This is a genomic window from Mesorhizobium sp. Cs1299R1N3 (genome assembly GCF_037179625.1).
Lineage (GTDB): Bacteria > Pseudomonadota > Alphaproteobacteria > Rhizobiales > Rhizobiaceae > Mesorhizobium > Mesorhizobium salmacidum.
This window is the reverse complement of record NZ_JAPYKQ010000034.1, coordinates 1-20,786: the sequence shown is the minus strand read 5'-3', so window position 1 is coordinate 20,786 and position 20,786 is coordinate 1. Positions and strand designations below refer to the sequence as shown.

The window sequence follows — 20,786 nt, the reverse complement described above, 5'->3', positions numbered from 1 at the left end:
CCGGCGTCGCCTGAGGGCGCATGCCGAACCTGTGCTACCTTGGCGACAGGGTCGCCGCGGCTGTTTCCGAGGAGGGAGCGATCCCTTGGCCGGTCGGCGGCATGCTTTCTGGACGGCTTTCGAGCGGCGCCGCCGAAACATGGCTCTCAAATTTGGATCCGAGGGCGACCCTGAATTGGCCCTGATGGTTAGTTAGCCAGTACTGTCTCCTGGCAGATGCGCCGTTTTGGCGTCCAGCTCATATCCGGAACGCCAGGACTTCCGGTTCGGCTCGGAGTCGGTGCATAGCTCTACCTGTAGCAATGAAACGCTGAGCCGAACCGAGTCGATCTGATTGATAAGCGCGGCCTTGACGATCCTTCGACTTTGCATGGTCCTTATCTCAACCAAGACGATCCCAAACTTGGTCCACGGTAAAAGTTAGTTCCTCGGATCCAAGACGTAACACGGCGGCTAGACGCTGAGAGCAGAACGCTTTTACAAACTCTCGGCTAACCTTTGTGAGGCCCGAGGACGTTCCTGTTTGCGGCCCCTCAGGCGGCAGCTTTCCGCCCGGGCGAGCGGCGCTTGCCGCCGATCTTTGAACCGCAGTTGCGCTTTGAAAGGTATGTAAGCAGAGCGGCCAATCCCATGGCATTGAGAACCCGCTCTCTGGGGACGCCCCCTTTGCGTGCCATCTCGACCCCCCAATGCATGTGGTCGAGTTCGCGGATTGAATGCGCGTCCGGATTGATGCTGAAGATGCAGCCATAGTCGAGTGCCTTCTGATGCCACCGCCAATCGAGATCGAGGCGCCACGGATGCGCATTGATCTCAACAGCGACGTTATATCTCGCGCACGCTCTGAGGACTTCTTCGACGTCTAGCTCATAGCCGGGACGACGCAACAACTGGCGACCGGTCATGTGCCCGATGATTGTCGTGAGGGGATTCGCGATTGCCGCAATGATACGGTCCGTCTGCTCTTTCTTGGGCAACTGGAAGCGGCTGTGCACGCTCGCGACAACGAAATCAAACTGCTTCAAGACGTCGTCCGGATAATCAAGCGAGCCGTCCGCCAGGATGTCTGCCTCGATGCCCTTCAGGACACGAAATTTACCACCGTACTTCGTGTTCAGCCGATCCGCTTCGCGGTGCTGTTCAGCAATATCTCGCAGCGTGAGCCCGCCCGCGTAGTGGGCAGACTGCGAATGGTCGGCGACACCATAGTATTCAAACCCACGCTTGCGGGTCGCTTCAGCCATTGCCTCAAGCGTTTCGGTGCCATCGGATGCGGTCGTGTGAGAATGCAGGATGCCATGCAGATCTTCATCCCGGACGAGGGTAGGGAGTTGCCGCCTCGCTGCCCGCTCAATCTCGTCCCTGCCTTCGCGCAATTCAGGTTCAATAAATTGCAGGTCCAACGCTTCGTAAATTTCCACCTCTGTCGCTGCCGCGATCAGCTTTCTGCCGCGGTAGAGCCCATCGGGTTTGAGGGCGAACCCTCTCTCGGCCGCGTACATCGTCAACTGCTCAAGATGGTCCGCCGAACCGGTTGCTTGGAGGAGGCTGGCGCCAAAGTGCTTATTGTTCGTGACGACAAGCCTGAGGGTGGACTGCTCGATTTCGGTCGGCTTATTCCCCAGCGCTACCAGCGCGAGGTCGGCAACAAGTTCGCAACCGCGCCGAAAATCGCCGGCGATTTCCACGCGCGAAAACTCTGGATGCTCTTGCTTCACCGATAGGATCGCATGCTGAAGGAGAGCGGCGGCCTTGTGCAGGTGAAGCTGTGCTTCGCCGCTTCGCGCGATAGTGAGGTTCTGCAGAATTTTTGTCTGAAGCGAAGCACCGAGGCCTTTGACTGGCCGGATGCGATCTGCCTTTGCGGCGGCTTCGAGCTCAGCCAACGAGTTCACGCCGAGCGCCTGATGAAGCTTCAGTATCTTGTCGGGCCGAAGCCCTGGTACGGTGAAAAGCTCCATCACACCCGCCGGCACCTCCTCGCGCAGCTTCTCAAGGCGTGGATGCGTACCCGTTTCATAGAGTTTGCGCACAATATCTGCGATCGCGTTACCGATCCCCGGGATCCTGATGAGGGCGCCGGCGGCGATGATGCGGTCGAGCGGCTGCGACAACGCAGCCAGACTGTCAGCCGCGTGCAGATATGCTTTGGTGCGATAGGGGTTGTCCCCGCGCAGCGCCGTGCGATGTCCGTATTCCCTTAGGAGGCTGGCGACTGTCCGCGTATCGGTTTTTGCCATGGTCGAGGCAAACGGGGCCAACCTTCGCAGGTTCCAATCAGGTCAAGGTTCGTGAGGCGAACGTGCGGAAAATCTCAATAGTCCGCAAAGACGGCGCGAGGGGGCAGATAGTCACTCGTCGCCTTTGCGCTCCCTTCGGCGGCAGCGGTGACATCACCAGCTTGCCGGTGTAGCTCACCGCGGCGGGGCTGGCCGTACCCTCGCTGGCGGCGGTTATTCCAATCACGTCGCCATGCGCGATGCCGAATATCGGCACGGTCTGTCCATAGAAGCTGCTGTCTTCGAGCGCCGTACGAAACGTGCCTTGAATCCGGCCGCCGTCCTCGCCGGTGATGTCGAGGACAGACCCATACTGATTGCGCCATATGCCAACCCAAGACATCCGCCCAGCCAAAGGACCCGCAAGCGCAGAACTGCCAGGCCAAGCCCAACGCCAACGACCAGCAGCAAAAGCAGAAGCCAGAGGCCGCCACGGACGAATTGTCGAAGCAGCTCGGCGATTGCGGCGGCGTGCTGAAGCCGCCGCCGACTGGCGACCAGAACGCTATGGCGCCGCCGCCGACCGGCAGCGACATGCCGGTGATCAAGCCGGGCGAGGTGCCACCGCAGACGTTGAAGTAAGCGGCCGGCGGGGACCGCCCCGCCCGGAACTCATCGCGTCCTGCCGGTTGGGTTTTGGGGGGCGGGTCACCACACCTTCTGACCTGCGGTCTTTGGGCTCCCACGGCCCGATGCTTGCCGGCCCCGTCTCTACGCACCGGGCGGGCCTTTTTCTCAACCGGAACCAATCGTCGCGCGCCGAATTGTCATTCGCGGGCCGCCCAGCCCGCTGCGTATGGGCTCGGGTAGAAAATGGCAGAGCAGACGCGATCCGACAAAGCCGACATTGAACCGCGCAAAGGGATGCCCAGCCCGCGCCTCGGCGAGGCGGAATTCAAGCAGCGCTACAGGAAACTGTTCTACGATCCAGCCTTCGAGGGGGAGGCCGAATCCCTTGGTAGGTTGGCTGAGATCGCCTGGCAGGCCTATAGCGAGGAACGCAAGAGCCCCGTTACCCGTAAGGCCGGAGAGGGCTTCCATGATCCCGATTACGATCTGTCGGTCGAATGGATCGCCGCCCATGAGGCGGTCGAGGCGGCACAGCGGCGCCACGAAGACAAAGCCGCGCCCTCGCGCGTCCTGATCATCAACGGCTCGTCGCGCAGCGAGCACACCTGCCCGGGCGAGATGTCGAAAAGCTTTCGGCTGGTCGAGCTGGCGCGCGATGCCATCGCGCAAAAGCCCCGCTTCTCGGTCGAGGTGCTTGACCTCTCGCGGCTGGCCTCCGAATACGGTCGCAAGATCTATCCCTGCAAGGCGTGCTTCTCGACGGCGGCGGCACTCTGCCACTGGCCGTGCTCCTGCTACCCGAACCATTCGCTGGGCCAAGTGCAGGACTGGATGAACGACATCTATCCGCTCTGGGTCGAGGCGCATGGCGTGATGATCGTGACGCCTGTCAACTGGTATCAAACCTCATCGCCGATCAAGCTGATGATGGACCGCCTCGTCTGCGCCGATGGCGGCAATCCCGACCCGACCCTGACGCAGGGCAAAGATGCTGCCCTTGCCAAGAAAGCTGAGCTTGCCGGTTGGGAGTATCCGCGCCATCTCGCCGGCCGGCTTTTCTCGGTCGTCGTGCATGGCGACACGGAAGGCGCGGCAAACGTGCGGTACGCGCTTGCCGACTGGCTGCGTTCTATGAAGCTCGATCCGATCGGAGAGCTTGGCGAGCTCGACCGCTATATCGGTTACTGGAAGCCCTATGCGACCAGCCATGAGGAGCTCGACGCCGACAAGGCTGTCCAGGCCGAAGTGACGAACGCCGCGCTGGCGCTCGCCGAAGCGGTCGGGAAGCGCCGGGCAGGGGAGTTCCCTGCGATCGGTGCCGGTCTCGAGGATCCACGTCCGAAATAAGTGAGGAAAAGATGCCGCGCTGGGCCGACGAAGCTTGGACGATCCTGAAGGAAAGCGTCACCGGCTATATCAACGACAATGCGCTGAGCCATGGCGCGGCGATGGCCTTTTACGTCACCACCTCGCTGGCCCCGATCCTTCTGATCGTCGTGGCGATCGCCGGTATCGTCATCGGCAACTGCCGCCCAGCTGGCGCTGTCGGCCGAGATATCCGGCGTCATGGGCCCGCAGAGCGCCGACCTTCTCAAGGCCACGATCGAAACCGCGTCGCACCGCTGGTCGGGCACTTTGGCCACCCTCATCGGGCTGGTGACGCTCTTCGTCACCGCGTCCGGCGTCTTCGGCGAGATGCAGCAGTCGCTCAATAAGATCTGGAAGGTGAAGCCCGACGGCGTGTCGCTATCGCGGCTGGTGCGGGCGAGGGCGGCGAGTCTCGGTCTTGTGGCCGCGCTCGGCTTCCTGCTCCTGGTGTCGCTCGCGGCGAGCACGGCGATCGCCGCGCTCGGCGAGTTGATCAACCGCAGCCTGCCGTTCGGAGAAATTCATCGTCAGCGCCATCAACACGGTCGTCTCCTTCGTGCTGATAGCGCTGCTCTTCGCCGCGATCTACAAAGTCCTGCCCGACCGCAGGCTCAAATGGCGTGATGTCGCGATCGGAGCGGTGGTCACGGCGCTGCTGTTCACCATCGGCAAGTCGCTGATCGGCTGGTACATCGGCACCAGCGCCATCGCCACCTCCTATGGCGCGGCCGGCGCGCTGATGGTGGTGCTGGTCTGGGTCTATTATTCGGCGCAAATCTTCGGTTACGATCGAGCCCATCCGGACAGTGCCGGCGGAGACCCAGCCAGCCTGATGAGATGCCGGCTGGTCAGCTCTTCGCCACGACTCTGATCGATCCAGTGCGGCCGAGAACGTCCACGACCACCTGGGACCCGGTACGACGGAGCGCCACGTCCACCGACGCGGCACCCAGAGAAAGCCGCCTCAGGACGATTTGGTCCAGGAATCTCGGCAAGACAGGGGCGTCAAAAACGACAAACTGCGATTTCGGATCGAACTCGAGGCCGAGGCAAGCTTGGACGAAAAGCAAGGGCGCGGCGGCCGCCCACGCCTGGGGATTGCATGCGACCGGATAGAAGGTCGGTGCTTGGGCACTTTGGCGCGGGAAGCCGCAGAATAGTTCTGGCAAGCGGCGCAGATCAAGATATGTCGAGGCGGCGAACAGACCTTCGAATATCCTAGCAGCTTCATGTCGGAAGCCATAGCGAGCGAAGCCGGCGGCGATAAGCGCGTTATCATGCGGCCAGACAGAGCCATTATGATAGCTCATTGGATTGTAGCGGGCCTCTGTCGCAGCGACGGTTCTGATACCCCAGCCCGTAAAGAAGGCGCGCTCCGTGAGACTCTGCACTACACGCTTTGCTCGCTCGGCACGCGCGAGACCGGTGAAAAGTGTATGACCGGCATTTGACGAACGCACCCTGCAGGGGCGCTTGTCTCCGTCGAGCGCAAGCACATACGTTCCGAGTTGCTCGTCGAAAAAGCAGATGTCGAAGCGGTCGCGGAGGTCTGATGCCTTGGCTTCGAGCTTGTTGGCTCGGGCCGAATTGCCGAGCCGACGAGAGATCGCAGCGGCCGCGCACCACGCTCCGTAAACGTACGCCTGCACCTCGGCGAGTGCGATCGCTCCCTTCGCAAGCGTTCCATCCGCGTGAAAAACAGAATCGCTACTGTCCTTCCAACCCTGGTTTGCCAAACCATCGGGCGTCAATCGCTGGTACTCAACGAAGCCGTCTTTGTCGCGGTCACCGTAATCGTCGATCCAGGCGAGAGCAGCTTCGATATTGGGCATCAGACGCTGCAACGTGTCGAGATCGCTTGTCCTCTCCAGATAGGCACCTGCCAACATGATAAAGAGGGGCGTTGAGTCGACGCTGCCATAATATCGGCGGAACGGCACCTCCTGAAGCATCGCCATTTCGCCATGCCGCACTTCATGAAGGATTTTGCCAGGTTCCGCGTCCGACACATGATCGACGGCGGTTGCCTGATTGGCTGCGAGATAAAGGAGCACGCCGCGTGCTATCGACGGGTCGAGCCAAAGCATCTCCATGGCAGTAATGAGAGCGTCGCGCCCGAACACGGTGCTGAACCATGGAATGCCAGCATACGGATAGGGTCCCTCAGGCGTTTGTGTGATCAGCATGTAGAGGTCCGCCACACTTCGGTGCACCGCCTCATCAAAGATTTCGTTGGAGGTTGTTATGGCGGCGGCCTTTGATGTGGAATAGCGCAGCGCCCGCCGCGCATCGCGAAGTGCAATGAAAAAGGTCCGGCGAGGCGACGGGTCGCCGATTTCCTCGTTGTCACAGCCGACATGAAGGAAGAGCGAACGTGTCTCGTGAGGTGCAAGTTCGATCACGAAGGTCGCCTGTTCACCGGTGAGCGTCGCCGGCTCGGGATCGAAGGACAAAATGGTAGTGCGCCGCACGCCATCCAAGCCCACGTAAGCAAGCGCGACCCGGTTACCGGCCACGTCCGGCTGACAATCCTGTCCGCGCTGGGGGCGCGGCGTGCCCCGGACTTCGAACAGATCCGCAAAGTCGGATGCGAAAACCAGTTCAAGCTGGAGACGATGCGGAACTTCATCGAAATTTCGTACAGCCAGCCGCTCGAAACATCGGGCGTCCCACAGTAGTCGCGTCCGCCGGAGATGAATCAAGTCGTGCTTCAGCACACGAACGCCTTCAGCATCGAAAATGTCTGGATTGGTTAAATCGCAAGTCAAGGTCGCATTGTCGTCGCGCAATGTCGAACTGAGCAGCATAGGCCTGGCGCCATTGACCGTCAGACCAAGATGCGAAAGATAGCGTGTGTCGCGATAGTAAATCCCGTCTGGGCTACCAGGTCCGGAGAGGACGTCGCCGTTACGGTCGAAAACGCCGAAAATATCGTCATGCTTGAGTGTTCGGGGCCGGCGCTCCTGCAGTGAGGGGACGAAGAGCTGGGCAAGATGCGTAACGCCAGCCCCCCCGGGAAAAGGTGCATGGGAGATCGCTTCAGCACTCACGGATTGCATCGCTGAGACCTCTAGCTTCAAGCTGACAGTTGAGCGCCCCTGGCGAGAGCCGTCACACCGCCTGACGATAGTGCGACAAGGCGATCATAAATCGACACATAGTCGGTTGCCATACGCTCGGCCGAGAACCGTTCTTCGAAAATAGCCCGGATCCGTTGCCGATCCAAATTGCCGACTGACTTTATCGCCTCAATTCCCTCGTCGACAGTTTTTACGACAAATCCCGAGACGCCATGGTCAATCACCTCGGGCACTGCGCCTCGATCAAACGCGATTACGGGGGTACCGCATGCCATGGCTTCGATCATCACCAACCCAAAGGGTTCGGGCCAGTTTATAGGGAAAAGCAGTGCCCGAGCGTTGCCGAGGAAATGGGCCTTGTGATGTTCATCTATTTCGCCGAGGAATTCCACGTTGGGATGCGTGGCGATCATGGGTGAGATTACGCTCTCCCAAAATAGCCTGTCCTGCTTGTCGATTTTGGCCGCGATCTTCAATGTCATGCCAGCGCGCGTGGCGATCTCGATCGCTGTCTCTGGACCTTTTTCCGGAGAAATACGGCCGAGAAACGCCAGATAATCACCCGAGGGATGCGTCGTCACCGGCAGTAGATCGCGCGGCAGCCCGTTATAGACTGTCCCGACCCAATTGACGGGCGGCATCGGGCGACGTTGTTCATCCGAGATCGATACCAGCGGCACGTCGGAAAAGCTTTGATAGAACGGATGCAGGTCAGGAAGATCAAGTCGTCCATGAAGGGTCGTGAGCGCAGGAGTTTGGAGGGTGTTGAGCAGTGGGAACTGCAGCAGATCAGTGTGAAAATGAACAACGTCAAACTCGTCGGCAACCCGCCGAACGCGATCGAGCATTACAATGTGATGAGGAATGGGATCCAGAACGGTCGGATCAAGCCTCAAGGCCCGGTCGCAGCATTTTATGAGCTCCGCTGCGGTATGCGAATCTCCACTTGCGAAAAGCGTGACCTCATGACCACGACGGACAAGCTCCTCGGCAAGGTACGACACGATCCGCTCGGTACCACCATAGAGTTTTGGGGGAACGCTTTCTGTTAACGGTGCGACTTGGGCAACCCTCATCGATCCGGTCCACTTATATCGTTCACCCAATTCGGTGCACCCGCTTCCGGCATTCCGAGAACCAAACACCGCAGAATCCAGATTGTTCCGCCGCTGAGCGCGCCTGTCTTGCCGGCGGACAAATGCTCGCGGGTAGGCAAAGCGGTTATGTGGAACGTCAGGGCTGCGGCTAAACTAGGACCGGCAACCGCTAACCAAATAACTCTCCCTGCTCTTTTCATCCCTAGCAGGCTGTTGAAGAAGGATCACGTTTGGCCTTGAGGATATGCCAGGTAAGGACAGCCAGCCCGCTTCCATCTTCGATCTCGACGCGCTTCGCGAGGCGTTCATGAAGTCTGTCCGCGAAAACAATGTCTCGCCTGCCGAATGGGGCGAGCATGCCCGATGGTTCATTCAACAGCTGGCGGACCACAAACTTTCGGAAGTGGCGGTTAGCCAGATAACCGGAGAGCCGGACGATAGCCAGGCATAGGGGAGGTCTCGCTGAACCGATCGACGTTGCGGCCATGAAGAGGCGACCCGGCTGCCACGGGGGGTCTTGGGGGACCTTACGGCAGCCGGGTCATGCCGGAAATCCTCCCGGCGAGCTTATCGTGGGCTTATATTGGAAACGGCGCAAATAACCCTTCGGTACGCTATCTCGAATACCAAATAAGCATGGCAAGGCGGGCCGACCTAACCGGCGAGCGCACGGCCTACAGAGATTCCCAAGCCAATGGCGAGGCCAAAGGCGACATTGATGAGTAGCTGAAGGGCGAACGCGCCGTAGCGGTCCCGCAGGCTGGTTTGCGGGGCTTTCAGACTGCGAGCGAGATCGTCAAGCGCGTGTTCCAACCTTAAAGCATAGATCGAAACGGATTCGCTGTGAATCCTTCGGCGGGCCGTTTTTGGTCCCTGGAACATGTGCCGAGCATAAAGGTTCGGGAACAGGCCGCCTACTGCCGCGGCCTAGCTCCTGAGCCTGGGTCACCCGCCCCGGGCAAGTCCCTTGATCCATCCTAGGGACCTCGGGACGCCCGCCGCTGCCGTGAATGGGGCGGCGGGTTATAAGGACCCCCGTGACCTATGCTGAGCGGATCAGCTCATAATATCGGTTGTCCAATTGCGGACCAGGAGCCATATCGCCAATGCGATCATGGCCAAAATGGCAAGCAAGGTATTCCAGGATAAGGCGAGCAGAGGGCACGAACGACTCCAGCGCACGACAGTTCAGCACTTAGCTTCGCCGTCTGTATGGTCAATCCCTCCGCAACCAACGCTGTGGCCATTCGTTGACTTGATTACAGCGATTCCAGAATGGAACCTTGCCCGCTGACGGCCGGCGGCTTTTTGCGTCGTCCAGACGGTCCGGCGGCGTAGGCCGGGAGGCTCCCAACCGTCCAGAGACGACAGCCCCCCAGCCACGGCCAGATCAGCGAAGCGGCTCCTAAATCTAACCCTCAATTGGGATACTTTCCATGATGCCGTTCAGCCTGTCGCGCCCGCCAGGCAACCCACAGGTCAGCCGCGCGGTGGCAAGACAGGACGACGGTCACACGAGCTACTGGGTCAGGCGTGACTATCTGGGGAAGATCGCGATGGAGATGAGGCCCGTTCCGCCTCGACGTTGAAAACGATGCTCGCTCGCAAGACCAAATCGCCGCCGTCATCGCGCACGACAATCACCATCTCGTGGTGATCGCCGTTTGGAAGCGCATCCTTCGTCATCTCTGCGAGAGCCATAGTCGCTTCATATCTGACGGCGGCAACGTCCGGACACTCTGTGCCTTCATCGTCGTGGAAGATGGTTCCGTTGTCATCGACGTCGAAATAAAAGAGCGTCATGGGCGTCCAACCAAAAGGTGTGCCGTTTGTTCCTTCGACCTTAAGCTGTATGCGGGTGGTTAGCGCCTAATCCAATCCACCAAGTCAGTGTCAGCGCGCTCGAACCCGGCAAAATCATAACATTACGATTTCAATTCTCCTAGGCCCAAAGGGATTCAACGTCGTTTAGTACGAGGGGGGCGGCGAGCTCTCTGTTGCATCGCGCGTCCAGTTTGCAGTTCCGGAACTATTTTAGCTAAAGCTGATTGAATCGCGTGCCTCGCGAGTCGGTGCATGCGTCTGAAATTCATCAAGCCGATGGAGCCGGAACTGGTCGACACGCCACCGCAGGGCGATGACTGGCTCCATGAGATCAAATTCGACGGCTACCGAACCCAGGTTATCAAGGACGAAGACGGGATTAGGCTGATCACCAAGAACGGCTACGACTGGACGGGCCGCTACATCCAACTCGCCGGGGAAGCCGCGGCGATCGAGGCGGAAAGCTTCATCATCGATGGCGAGGCGATTACGATTAACGAGGCGGGACTGTCCGACTTCCACGTGCTGCAATCAGCCGTCACCAGCCGCAAGCCCTCGCGTGACCTGTATCTGGTCGCGTTCGACCTGCTCCACCTCAAGGGACACGATCTGCGCAATATGCCGATAGAAGACCGTCGCGAGATCCTGCAGGAGTTGCTTCCGGCCGGCGGGCGAATCCAGTTCAGCGAAGCGATGCCGGGCACGGGCGCGCCGTCTATCACCTGGTGGACCAGGCCGGCCTTGAAGGCATGGTGTCGAAGCGCAAGGACAGCGTCTATCGCAGCGGCCCGACGATGACCTGGCGCAAGATCAAGTGCTATGCCGAAAAGGAGATGGACATCACTGGCGTGCAGCGAGAGGCCGGCAAGCCGGCCATGGTGCTCATGGCTGACAAGGGCCGTTACGCCGGCGGCGCCTTCGTCACTTTCAAGGCCGACAAGCGCCAGCGCCTATGGGACCGGGTGCAGGGGAAGGTGGGCGGGCCGGCCCCGAAAGGGCTCAAGAGCGACAAGGCGGAGTGGCTGAAACCCGGTCTCGTTGGCCGCGTGCGGTTCCTGAAGGGCGAGGAGAAGCTCCGCCACGCCAAGCTGCTCGATTTCCGGGATAAGCAATAGCCAGCGCTTGCCCAGGTAGCGCATGCCGGCTTGGCATCCAAGAAGGAGAGGTTGCCAGGACGCCGAGCCTAACCGACGAGATTAGCGGGGGGCCGCGTCGTCTCGCCGGCTAAGGGTTTATGCGCTCTTTAAGGCAACTCGTACAAAGCATCCGAACGAACTAAGGGGTCAGCCGATCGGTGGTGCATCCCATATCGAGAAATTCAATCATCCCTTCATTCCGCCGCGCGATTTGTCTGTCGGCGCCGCCACGTCTGTTGCCGGTCGGGCGACAACTAGTCGGCCCCGTACCCAGCAGCGAGGGTAGACGAGCAATAGCCATAAGCCGCGGTTCCAGCACTGGAACGCGCCTGGGGGCGAGGATATTCAGCATCTGATCGAGGTTCGCTCGCGTGTGATCGATGTCGATATAAGCGCAATCGTTCTCACCCAATTCAATGATGACAACATGGTTTGCAGGGTTCGCCTGCAGGGCTGGAGCGCTCATGCCCGCTTCCCCGATCTATGGATCCACGACCTAACAGCTCTTCATCAATACTTCACCATAGGAACAACAGTTACGGAACCTTGTTAGTTGCTGAGGACTTCTCGGTTCATTGTAAATTCGAACGAAGAGGGCCAGCATGAAAGTCACCGCAGCAGGTATCGACCGCATCAAGATCGGCAATGCGGATGCGAGCGGCCACAGCGCGCATTTTATCGTTTGGCTCTATCTTCAGGTCGACGAAGGCGGCGCACAGACCGGTCAGGAACTGGTGGTATCCGTGCCGTACGACGCGCAGATGACGTTCGACAATCTCGCTACCCAGGCTTTCGAGAAGGCCCACGCCATGCTTCGTGCCTGCTGCGAGATGGATGAGTCCATGTGGTGGAAGCAGTTCAACCGCAGCCTCGCACCGCTGCCCGAATGGGCGCCCGGCGCCCAGTAGTTGGTAGACACCCCAACAAGCATTGCCCGTGCGCCGCGGCAATTTGCATGGAGCGCGCTATTTGTGGCGGAGTGCAGCTGTCGCCACGGTCCTAATCGCCGAACTCGCGAACGAGCACGACTTCCATCTCGGTTGCACGGTACGACGGAATGGAGGCGCAAAGTCGGGACTGGGCTTCTTCTGGCACTGAAAGGGTTAGAACCCGCGTGGAGTGGCGGTCATGCCTCCCCATCAATCAGCATGATGTCTGGCCACCTATTCCGAAGGGCAAGCCACTGGCAATAGGACATCGCTCAACATTTTTGAACGCCAGCCCGACGGAGGATGGCTGATCCGCCTTTGCAGCCTCAACAGCAGCGATCCCGCCGCTTAGAAAATCATGCTAAATGCCCCCCTTGGCGGTGTCCTCAATCAATTTGGCAAGCCAGTTGCGGAACCTTTCGCCAGATCTTTCCCCTATGTTTCCCACCGCCTCCGCCACCATGCCGGGTGCAGAAACTGACACCTCCCCACTAATCGGAACGCTGATCGTGAACGTTCTCCTGGCACCCTTCCCCAATCCTCCCGCCGTGTAGATTTGAAACCGAACAGAGGGCGCTAACGCTTTGACTTGCCGGTGCGGCTTGGTGTCTATCTGAATGGTCACATCTCTCGCCACCTCATCCTTGGCCGCCTCTAACGATGTAAGCACAACATCGTTTAGCCAAACCCTGGCTTCTGCCCCGAAATCCGCCGTTGGCGCGACCACATCCGCACGCTCCTTTTGCCGATGGTGAGCTTCCTTGCCGCGTTCAAGGGCATCTTTGAATTTGGACATGCTAGTCGCCTCCAATCGGGTTCAGCCGATAAGGGTGGTAGTGAGATCGCCCATCGCTCTCCAGTTAGAAGAACGCGCGCAATCGGCGGACGTTGCGTAGAACCCGACCGATTCCCGTGACGCTGACCACTGGGGTGCCCTGCGCGGCGCGATGTCGAACTTGGGGTTGCCCTGCGCGATATGCCCTTTTCGCGAGGGAAGAGCGCCTTGCTAACTCGCTCGAGGCGGTAGGAGGATCGACAACTACGCGTTCCCTAGCTCGATCGACCCTGCAGACCAAATGAGCACGAGACACGTGTCACATCACTTCCGATCCACCAATCGACTGATATGCTCCAGCGACGTCAGTTTGTTCATCAGGCCAGCCTTGGAAAGCCTAGGCGCTTGGTCGAGACGCAGCGCATGTTGCGGTCGCTGGGGTGAGAGCGCGTTGACGTTCGGACCGAGCGTTTCCTCAAGCGTTCGGGCAATGCCGTCGGCGCCAAGCAGAAGCATAGGCAGTCGGTAGGCCTCGGCCCAGGCACGCCAGTCGGCGGCAACAAGTTCGAGGTCGTCGGACACCAGCAGCGGCACCATCAGGATCGGATCATTGTGCAGAAGCTTGAGCTCCGCTGTGAATTTTCCATCCGGATCCTCCATCGCGCAGGCGGCCACGCCGCGGAAAGCCTTGGCCGGAAGGGCAATGGTTGCCGGCACGCTGTTTAAATCCTGCGTGCGGCGGACCACCACACCACGCTGATTGAGCGTGAAGGTCACGTCGCCATAGTTGTCGCGCGTGGTATAGCTCACCGTCTCCGGCAGGCGGGATGGATCGAGGCGCCTGTTGCGGCCGGTCCAGGAACTCGTCTCCGGTTCAGTATGAGCCCGCTCACCATCGTCCATCACTGGCACCTAGAGAAAGAACGGGCCTGAAGCAAAGCACGCAAGCAATGCCCCGAGTGAGCCCCGATCCTCTGCGGCGCCGCCGTCTTCGGCTTAAGTCCGGCAACAGCTGCGCGCCTTCGCAATCTCAACCCCTTATTGAGGTCGAACCGGATGTACCCGGCTCGAACTCTCAGCACATGTCCTATTGCCACATAAAATAGGGTTGTATTCTGTATTAGCGATTACTAATTTATGTCAATTTTTTGATAACTTCGGCAAAAAGGCCGTCAGCTGAGCTATGCAACTCGACAATCACGGCTGAACCCAGTCAGCGCACATGTGGCACGCCGATTCCGAGTAGTGGGCTTTATCGGCTTTCAGCGGAGCCGCAGGCCGTCTGGTGACGGTGTTTGGCGGCGTCCATCCAAGGGCCGCCGGGCGCCGGCTAGACTATACCGCCGCGCGGATGATCACGACTCCCGACAATACGATGAAGCAGTCACGGCTTTGCATAGCCTAACCACTATGTCGTCAGAAAGGGTTCATCGGACCGATAGGTAACGGTCGGACGCTGGAGCCCTCGTCAGCGGGAGTGGATTTCCTTCGCGTCGATCCGCTTCACCGCCCAGCCGCACGCCAGTGTCGGGGCGGACCGTCATGGACATGGTCGGCATCGGCAAGGAATTTGGTCCTAGCTCGAAGCGGAAGCGCGCGAAAAGAGTGGCTAGGATCGCCGTATGCGGTACTTAAAATGGTTTGGGGGTTCTCGGGCGCTGAGGGGCTGCTCAAGCGAGCTGCCAAAAGCTTTAAACGGCGTGGCGCAATCCCAGGCGTTTGCTCGAGGATCCGGAACCAGAGGCCGGCCTGACGGCTTTATGGCAGCGGAGGTGGCGAGATGGCTCGAAAAGTACGGGACATGGTGAAGGTACGCGCCGAGTCAGACCGGGTGTCGAAGGAACTCCAGGATGAGGAGCGGGCTCAGCGCGCGGCAAAGACGGCTCGTTTGAAGGCACAACGGGAAGCTCAACAAACGAATAAAAAGGAACAGAAAAACAGCTCTTCATCTTGAAAGGAGGATCGATCACCCGGGACCCAGGAAGATCATCTTTTACTCTTTTTCCCATCGGAAGTTTGACCCTTTCGGCAATGTCGCTGCGAAAGGTCACAACCATTTGCGCCTCTTCCGGGGCACAGATAGAAGCGCGCCGCCAGCTGGCGTTTCATGGCGGCACGGTTCACTCGGCACCGAAATTGCATCCTCCTATCAGCCTGGGTCACCCGCCCCGGGCAACCCTTGGTTCATCCCAAGGGACGCCCGCCGCTGCCGTGAATGGGGCGGCGGGAGCGGGACGTTGCGACGGCCGCTCGAACCCCTCAGGGACGACGGCTCGCCCCCGAGCAACGGCTAGATCAGCGAAGCCGCTCCTAAAGCCCTCAATTGAGATGAGGTGGACAGTCTCTATCAAACGGGTTCTCGATGCGATCTGCATCACGATCCCGGCCTGCCTGAATAGGCTCGTAAGCTAATGAGCACGGCGGCCCCGACAGTGGGTGGGCTGGGTTTGCCGGAGCCGCCCGCCAGCAGTCGGCAACTCTGTTCGTGCCGAAGCGTTCCTCCATTCGGCGGTGGTGCTATCCGGAAGAGTTACTTGCGTTCCCGCCGTGGCAGGGAACATCCTTTCAGCAATTCCATTGGCCGCAGCAGCGCTTGCCTGAGCCCGCGCTATGGTCAGGAACGGGAATAGGAACCCGCTCCGTGTAGAGTTCTGGAGCGGGTTCCTGCTGCCTCAATGGTGTCTTATCAAACCCGCGCCGAGGGCGGCGGCAATGCCTTGGTCGAGCAACAGTGGTGTCCACTGGCACGCTGATCTGGACAAGCTCCAGCGGGTGTTTGATCGGCTGTGTAGCGAGCGCCGTCTAGCCAAAAAAGACAGGGAACAGCGGGAATCCTTGGCTAGCGAAGTGCTCCAGGTTTTCGATGCCGGGACCACGGACGAAGCGGACCTATTGCGGGCCATTTCCAGGCGGGTGAGACGTCCCGCTTGATGGCGGCTTTCTATGTGGCCTTGTCCATCAGCGACGTCTTCCGCGTCAATGATTTATAAGGCGTCACCAGCCTGACGGTATCGGGAACGCCTAGTTTCACCGCCAAGCTCAAGGGTTCGGCGAGATTTTTCTCGGGCCATTGGCGCGCATCAAGCCGGGGCGTCGGTCTGAGGTCTCAATATCGGCGAACTCTGTCGCCCTAGGTGCAAGCGAAGCACAAGGCAGAACACCTATGTCAGCCTGATCACTTTACCCGTTGCGTCGAGGTGACATCTGATCCGCGCCTGCCGGGTCTCGGTGCCACCTTGCCTTTTATAATGTATGCGAACTGCTATCGGGGCCGAGACCGCGCCTCGGCTCAGACGGTGTACGGAACCTGCGCTCGTCGCATGTATACTCACGACGCCGAACGGGAAGGCGGCCGACGCAATCGCCTTACGGCAGGCGCGAACAATTGCACTCGGCGTGCCCGGTATTGCTTCGATTGCCGTCACGGCCGATGAGCGACCACCCCCGCCATAAGGCTGGAGGATGCGTGGCAGGGGGAGGAATTGTGGCACGCCTGCGGCCGGGGCGGCCGGGGCGGTCGTGGCGGTCCTGGCGGCGGGATGACCAGGGGTATTGCCTGAAGGAGCGCCTGCTGGGGCACTTTCGGACGAGGCGCCTTGCCCATTGAGTTGGCCGCTGGCTCTAACACTTGCGCCTACTGAGCCGTCGCCTGTTCCGACCGAAACTCCGGCGTCGGCCCCGACGCTACCGATGCTCGCGCCAAGACCGGTTGACGCCCCGTTCTGGCCGACGCCCACACTGGTACCAACGCCGACATTGCCGGCCTTGGTACCAACTCCTGCCTCAATAGCCATGGCAGGCTGAGTCGCGATTACAATCGATAAAACGGCCGCGACGTGTCTGCTCATCGCAATCCTCCATCCCCCGCTGTCATTGACTGAACCCCTCAATCGGGGGTCGCGTGGGAAGCAGCGCGTCTGGCAGCGTGATCGTCGTCAGGCGAGCGACCCGCGACTTGGGCACTTCCGCCTTGCCGACTTCCTGCTGCCCCTGGTTAAGCGATCTGCGCCGGGGCGCATGTGCGCCTGCGCGATCGGCGGGGGGTGCCTTTGCCGCGTTTTCGATATGCGAGGTGCAGCGCTCAACCCAGCGCTTGAGGGCGTTGATGTCCTTGCGGGCCGAAGCGAGGTCGCGTGTCAGGTCAATGGTTTTTTTGCACTCCTGATCCGCCGCCTCGTTGAACGCCCTCAACATCCGGGTCAATTCCTCCTTTGCTGCGTCGCGTTCCCGCCGAGCAGTTTCAAGATCACTCGCCAGCGCGTTTGCTCTTTCGCGTTCCTGTGCGAACGCCTCGCCAGCCTGCCTTGCAGCAACTTCAGCAAGCTGGCTGCCCCGAATGGCGCCGGCCTGCGTTGTTGCTGCCAGCTTCGCGGTCGCCTTCAGCGCTTCGATGGACTGACGGGCCCCGGCGATATCACGCTCCAGGAGCCCGACTTTCCGCCGCTCCCCTTCAAGCGTCTGCCTGGCCTCGGCCAGAGACCTTTCCGCGGTATCGCGTGCCGCAACGGCCTCGGCATTCAGGCGCGCCTGCGCCAGGTCGCGCGCAAGCCCCTCGGCTTTTTGCCGCTGCGCTTCAAGGGCAGGTTGCGGCTGGTTCATCGGGTCGGCGACCGCGGGCGACGGCGCACTTGTGTTTTCTGTAACGCGCCGCGTGGCAGCCAGTTCCTGGCGAGCCGCCGCCGATTCGCGGGGCAGATTTTCCTCATGCGCACTGCCGGTCTTGAGTGGATCGATATCCTTGTGCAGCGCGAGGAAGCGCTGTTCATTGGCTGCGCGTTCGCGTTCAGCCTGGTCATGCTCCCCCTTAGCCCGGACTTGCGAGGCAAGCGCTTCGGCGCGAGTTGCCTCGCTTTCCATTCGAGCGGCGGTCAGACCACGCCTCAACGCGTCGACCCAAGACCGCTCCCACCCCAGGGTTTGTTCCGCCGCAGCAGATGCCGACGGTACGCCCTCCGGCGGCGCGATTTGGGTAGGAGCGACAGGAGGTTTCGTTGCTGGCGGAGCGAGGCCGACTGCTGCACATCCAAGCAACATCATGAGGCAAAACGGAATGAGGCGCAGCGGGGCGGCTCTCGACTGTTTGCGGTCGTCCTGCTGTTGACGGTCGTCATGAAACAAGGCAGCGATCGTGTATACCCGGTCAGGACAGTGGCCGAGGGGCGCGGAAGCCGAGTCGGATCTCCGCCCGTGATCCATTGCGAATCCTCCATGGCGTCGACCGCGCAGGTGAGATGCTGTAGCGTCAGTCGGCGTAAACCCGGGCGCCCCGCGCCAACACGCCAGGCGAACCCTTAGGCAGATCATCAAGCTACCAAAGGCAGGTGGGGGTCGTAAGCTACCGAATTAGGGTAGGGGACTTCCGAATCCTCTCAAAAATGTCGGCACAGGTCCCCTAAAGTACTAGCCCGGCACGGTCACCGATGCGGCCAACATCGCACATGGCTTGTCGGACACGCCGCGCAGCGTGTCGGTTTCCCTGCTCGGGGACCTGGCGCAGCCGACGTTCCGTCGGTGAGCTGGACCAATATTCAGGTCCGCCTCAAGAACCCGGCGACGAACGCCGACGTGGCCGCGACTGTCGGTGTGCTTTGGCGGGCGAGTTTGTAGGAACCGGTCGGGCGCCCATGGCCGCGCCCCAGCCATTGCCCAGCCGCTCGATGTAGGGGTAGTTCGCAAGAGCGAGGGGAACCGACACCGTTATCGTCGCCAGCAGAGAGACTAGGAGGGCGCCAGCCCTTCGCTGCGAACGGCCTAGATCGCACGACCGGATCCATTCACCTGACGAGATTGCATAGATGTTCTGGATTGCCGCCCAGGCGGATGACGTTCGATTGGCGGCAATGAAGGCGTCAATCGGCCCAAACAACCTGGGCTGTTCGGCTCTAATTTTCTCGTCGCTCCATTCCTACCAGCGGATGGCCCCGCTTTTCAGACCGCGCGCGCCACCTGGCGGAGCGGAATAGCCGTTAATTCTAGTTTCAACAACTTCAGTAACGGTTGATTCAACCATTGCTGGTATTTGTTCCGGAGTGTGGTGGCGGCTCCGACTGTGCGATGGGTCGCTGGGTTGCCGGAGCCGCCTGCGCAGTCCGGTTGGGATCTGACCGCGCTGTCTCAGAATAGGACAGCGCGGTCAACGATCCGTTAAGATTCGCAGCCGGGCGGGCATCAGCCATTATATGTCAGCTTTTCAACCGTGGCGATTATCGCCCTGGCCAGCGCCTCGGGCCTCGTGGATCGGTTCAGGGTCGTAGAGTTCCGTCACCGCCCTCCGCTGGCGAGAGCCTCGCTCAGCGGACGGAGACTCACTGAGAAGGTCCGTCAAATCGCCTACTTGAATAAAGCTAGTTGAAGGCCCCAGGGTTCAACGCTAACAGGCGGAAACTCTTGACATCGCCAACAGGATCTGCGCGCACAGCCGATGCGCGCATCAAGCAGCTCTTGGGCGTAGATCTGCTTGGACCGAAGCGACCTCCGAATTGGCGTCCAGCCAGGCTTTGAAAAAGTCGGCCTGACGCGCACCTTGTCATATCAATATCGACGCGCCCTTGCGCGCTCCTCTTGTAACGATTCGAAAGCTTCCCCCATTCTTCCCAGGCGAGGGGCATGTCGTCGGCGCCAGGAAGCTGACGGTGAGTGGACAATCTTTTTGCGTGTGTACAGGGATGGCAATGCGGGGGGCTGCCAACGCGCGCTGGCGTCTTCGCCAGCGGTCAGCTTGGTTTTCGCCCTGATCATCTTGGACACTCGCCATGTCCCTTCTCCCCGGCGAGAGGATGCTTCCGTTGCGTGCGGAGTCTAATGGGGTTTAGCGACCGCTAAGGGAGAAGATTAGGGGAACCGAAAGGCTCCCTAGGGCTTCTTTACAAGGGACAGCGTCAGGAGGCTCTTATGAATCGCCCAGAAAATAGCGCTTTGGAGGCTGGTTGGCTTTTGGCGGTCCCGTTTTCTATCGGGTTTGTCGTGTTGGTTGCAGGCTTGGTGCTGAGCTAGACTGATGGGAACCGGCACTCGACCGCTTATTCCTAGGACATCCATGATTGCTGGACGTGAAAGGAGCCAAAATCGGGCAATTGCAGCCTCACAAGAGCAAGGAGGCCGGCACTGCCGCGCCTTTCGCCACTCCGCTGATCGGGCATCGGCTTCGCTGCAAAATCAGCGTTCACCATTGCCTGTCGAGATTACGGTTCGCTCCTAATATTGCTGCCTGGTAGCTGCGCCCGACGTCTGGTCAATTGGGGCAGCGAGCCTTTTTGGCGGGTTATCCTATGGCAAGTGAGGTGCATCACCATCAACTATCAGCCGCTTGTGCTCCGAGAAAGAATGCCAGACCACTTGCCGCGTGTCCCGTTCATCCACCATCTGGCCGCACAGGGGGCAGCGGTAGAAATACTCGCTTTCATGGTCGGCGATCTTGCCGTTGAGGTGAGGTTCAAATGAGCCAAGATCGGAGAGCTTGATCATTGTAATCATTATAACATTCAATTTAGCTAAAATGTTCCGGAACTAAATATGCCAGCCGGGGCATGAGGGTGGTCCGGAACCGTCAGTCCACTTTCCGCCTCATTTGGGGCAGGGCTCGTTATCTGTCATCCTAAAGCGCTGGCTGACTTCCTAGCTGCGGCGTCAGGCTTGTCCATGCTCATGTGGGGTTAGATCGATGCTTCTAGGAATCCATCATATTGCAATCATCTGCAGTGACTACGAGCTGTCGAAGCAGTTCTACAA

At 60.0% G+C, this 20,786-nt stretch carries 18 protein-coding genes and 1 pseudogene; 9 read left to right on the top strand and 10 right to left on the bottom strand.

Annotated features, from left to right (window positions below; translation table 11 throughout):
* Positions 1-533: 533 nt before the first annotated feature.
* Both O7B34_RS31390 and O7B34_RS31385 read right to left on the bottom strand, forming a co-directional pair.
* Entirely contained in the window at positions 534-2,240 is a 1,707-nt protein-coding gene (locus O7B34_RS31390) for a PHP domain-containing protein (RefSeq protein ID WP_337149586.1), read from the bottom strand.
* 37 nt (positions 2,241-2,277) lie between these two features.
* A complete protein-coding gene (locus tag O7B34_RS31385) occupies positions 2,278-2,622 on the bottom strand; it encodes an avidin/streptavidin family protein (protein ID WP_337138501.1) in 345 nt (114 codons plus the stop codon).
* A 98-nt stretch (positions 2,623-2,720) separates the two neighbouring features.
* Between O7B34_RS31385 and O7B34_RS31380 the strand changes: the two genes are divergently transcribed.
* From O7B34_RS31380 to O7B34_RS31365, 4 genes are all read left to right on the top strand, one after another.
* Positions 2,721-2,861, top strand: a complete 141-nt coding sequence (locus O7B34_RS31380) for a hypothetical protein (RefSeq protein ID WP_337149583.1) — start codon at positions 2,721-2,723, stop codon at positions 2,859-2,861.
* A gap of 231 nt (positions 2,862-3,092) precedes the next feature.
* A complete protein-coding gene (locus O7B34_RS31375; RefSeq protein WP_337138498.1) occupies positions 3,093-4,196 on the top strand; it encodes a flavodoxin family protein in 1,104 nt (367 codons plus the stop codon).
* A gap of 219 nt (positions 4,197-4,415) precedes the next feature.
* On the top strand, positions 4,416-4,841 hold the full coding sequence (locus O7B34_RS31370) for a YhjD/YihY/BrkB family envelope integrity protein (protein WP_337149580.1): 426 nt from the start codon (positions 4,416-4,418) through the stop codon (positions 4,839-4,841).
* Positions 4,774-5,088, top strand: a complete 315-nt coding sequence (locus tag O7B34_RS31365) for a YihY/virulence factor BrkB family protein (protein ID WP_337149577.1) — start codon at positions 4,774-4,776, stop codon at positions 5,086-5,088. Before O7B34_RS31370 ends, O7B34_RS31365 begins: the two co-directional genes overlap by 68 nt.
* Here the strand turns inward: O7B34_RS31365 and O7B34_RS31360 are convergent.
* Positions 5,066-7,276: an amylo-alpha-1,6-glucosidase gene (locus O7B34_RS31360; protein WP_337138494.1), complete on the bottom strand. Its 2,211-nt coding sequence runs from the start codon at positions 7,274-7,276 to the stop codon at positions 5,066-5,068. The two genes, O7B34_RS31365 and O7B34_RS31360, sit on opposite strands and share 23 nt — an antisense overlap.
* Before the next feature lie 17 nt (positions 7,277-7,293).
* Complete coding sequence (locus O7B34_RS31355) at positions 7,294-8,373, bottom strand: glycosyltransferase family 4 protein (protein ID WP_337149574.1); 1,080 nt, start codon at positions 8,371-8,373, stop codon at positions 7,294-7,296.
* Positions 8,374-8,638: 265 nt separating this feature from the next.
* Here O7B34_RS31355 and O7B34_RS31350 point away from each other — a divergent pair, with 265 nt between their 5' ends.
* Entirely contained in the window at positions 8,639-8,845 is a 207-nt protein-coding gene (locus O7B34_RS31350) for a hypothetical protein (RefSeq protein WP_337149571.1), read from the top strand.
* 92 nt (positions 8,846-8,937) lie between these two features.
* Positions 8,938-9,120 carry a hypothetical protein gene (locus O7B34_RS31345; protein ID WP_337149569.1) on the top strand — a complete coding sequence of 61 codons (183 nt, stop codon included), beginning with the start codon at positions 8,938-8,940 and terminating at the stop codon, positions 9,118-9,120.
* Between the two features lie 801 nt (positions 9,121-9,921).
* Here O7B34_RS31345 and O7B34_RS31340 read toward each other — a convergent pair.
* Entirely contained in the window at positions 9,922-10,197 is a 276-nt protein-coding gene (locus O7B34_RS31340; RefSeq protein WP_337138490.1) for a DUF6894 family protein, read from the bottom strand.
* Positions 10,198-10,470: 273 nt separating this feature from the next.
* On the opposite strand from O7B34_RS31340, the pseudogene O7B34_RS31335 reads away from it, so the two are divergent.
* Positions 10,471-11,333, top strand: a pseudogene (locus tag O7B34_RS31335) (ATP-dependent DNA ligase).
* Positions 11,334-11,493: 160 nt separating this feature from the next.
* On the opposite strand, the gene O7B34_RS31330 reads toward O7B34_RS31335, so the two are convergent.
* Complete coding sequence (locus tag O7B34_RS31330; RefSeq protein ID WP_337149567.1) at positions 11,494-11,820, bottom strand: hypothetical protein; 327 nt, start codon at positions 11,818-11,820, stop codon at positions 11,494-11,496.
* Positions 11,821-11,956: 136 nt separating this feature from the next.
* Here O7B34_RS31330 and O7B34_RS31325 point away from each other — a divergent pair, with 136 nt between their 5' ends.
* Positions 11,957-12,262 carry a hypothetical protein gene (locus O7B34_RS31325; protein ID WP_337138487.1) on the top strand — a complete coding sequence of 102 codons (306 nt, stop codon included), beginning with the start codon at positions 11,957-11,959 and terminating at the stop codon, positions 12,260-12,262.
* A gap of 382 nt (positions 12,263-12,644) precedes the next feature.
* Here the strand turns inward: O7B34_RS31325 and O7B34_RS31320 are convergent, their stop codons facing one another.
* Together O7B34_RS31320 and O7B34_RS31315 are read right to left on the bottom strand one after the other, a co-directional pair.
* Positions 12,645-13,079 carry a hypothetical protein gene (locus tag O7B34_RS31320; protein WP_337138485.1) on the bottom strand — a complete coding sequence of 145 codons (435 nt, stop codon included), beginning with the start codon at positions 13,077-13,079 and terminating at the stop codon, positions 12,645-12,647.
* A 303-nt stretch (positions 13,080-13,382) separates the two neighbouring features.
* Positions 13,383-13,961 (bottom strand): DUF6101 family protein, encoded by a 579-nt coding sequence (locus O7B34_RS31315; protein WP_337149566.1) that lies wholly within the window; start codon positions 13,959-13,961, stop codon positions 13,383-13,385.
* 877 nt (positions 13,962-14,838) lie between these two features.
* Here O7B34_RS31315 and O7B34_RS31310 point away from each other — a divergent pair.
* Positions 14,839-15,012: a hypothetical protein gene (locus O7B34_RS31310; protein ID WP_337138481.1), complete on the top strand. Its 174-nt coding sequence runs from the start codon at positions 14,839-14,841 to the stop codon at positions 15,010-15,012.
* A gap of 1,916 nt (positions 15,013-16,928) precedes the next feature.
* On the opposite strand, the gene O7B34_RS31305 is transcribed toward O7B34_RS31310, so the two are convergent.
* Positions 16,929-18,176, bottom strand: a complete 1,248-nt coding sequence (locus tag O7B34_RS31305) for a hypothetical protein (RefSeq protein ID WP_337149565.1) — start codon at positions 18,174-18,176, stop codon at positions 16,929-16,931.
* 2,148 nt (positions 18,177-20,324) lie between these two features.
* Positions 20,325-20,522: a hypothetical protein gene (locus O7B34_RS31300; RefSeq protein ID WP_337138478.1), complete on the bottom strand. Its 198-nt coding sequence runs from the start codon at positions 20,520-20,522 to the stop codon at positions 20,325-20,327.
* Positions 20,523-20,786: the final 264 nt, after the last annotated feature.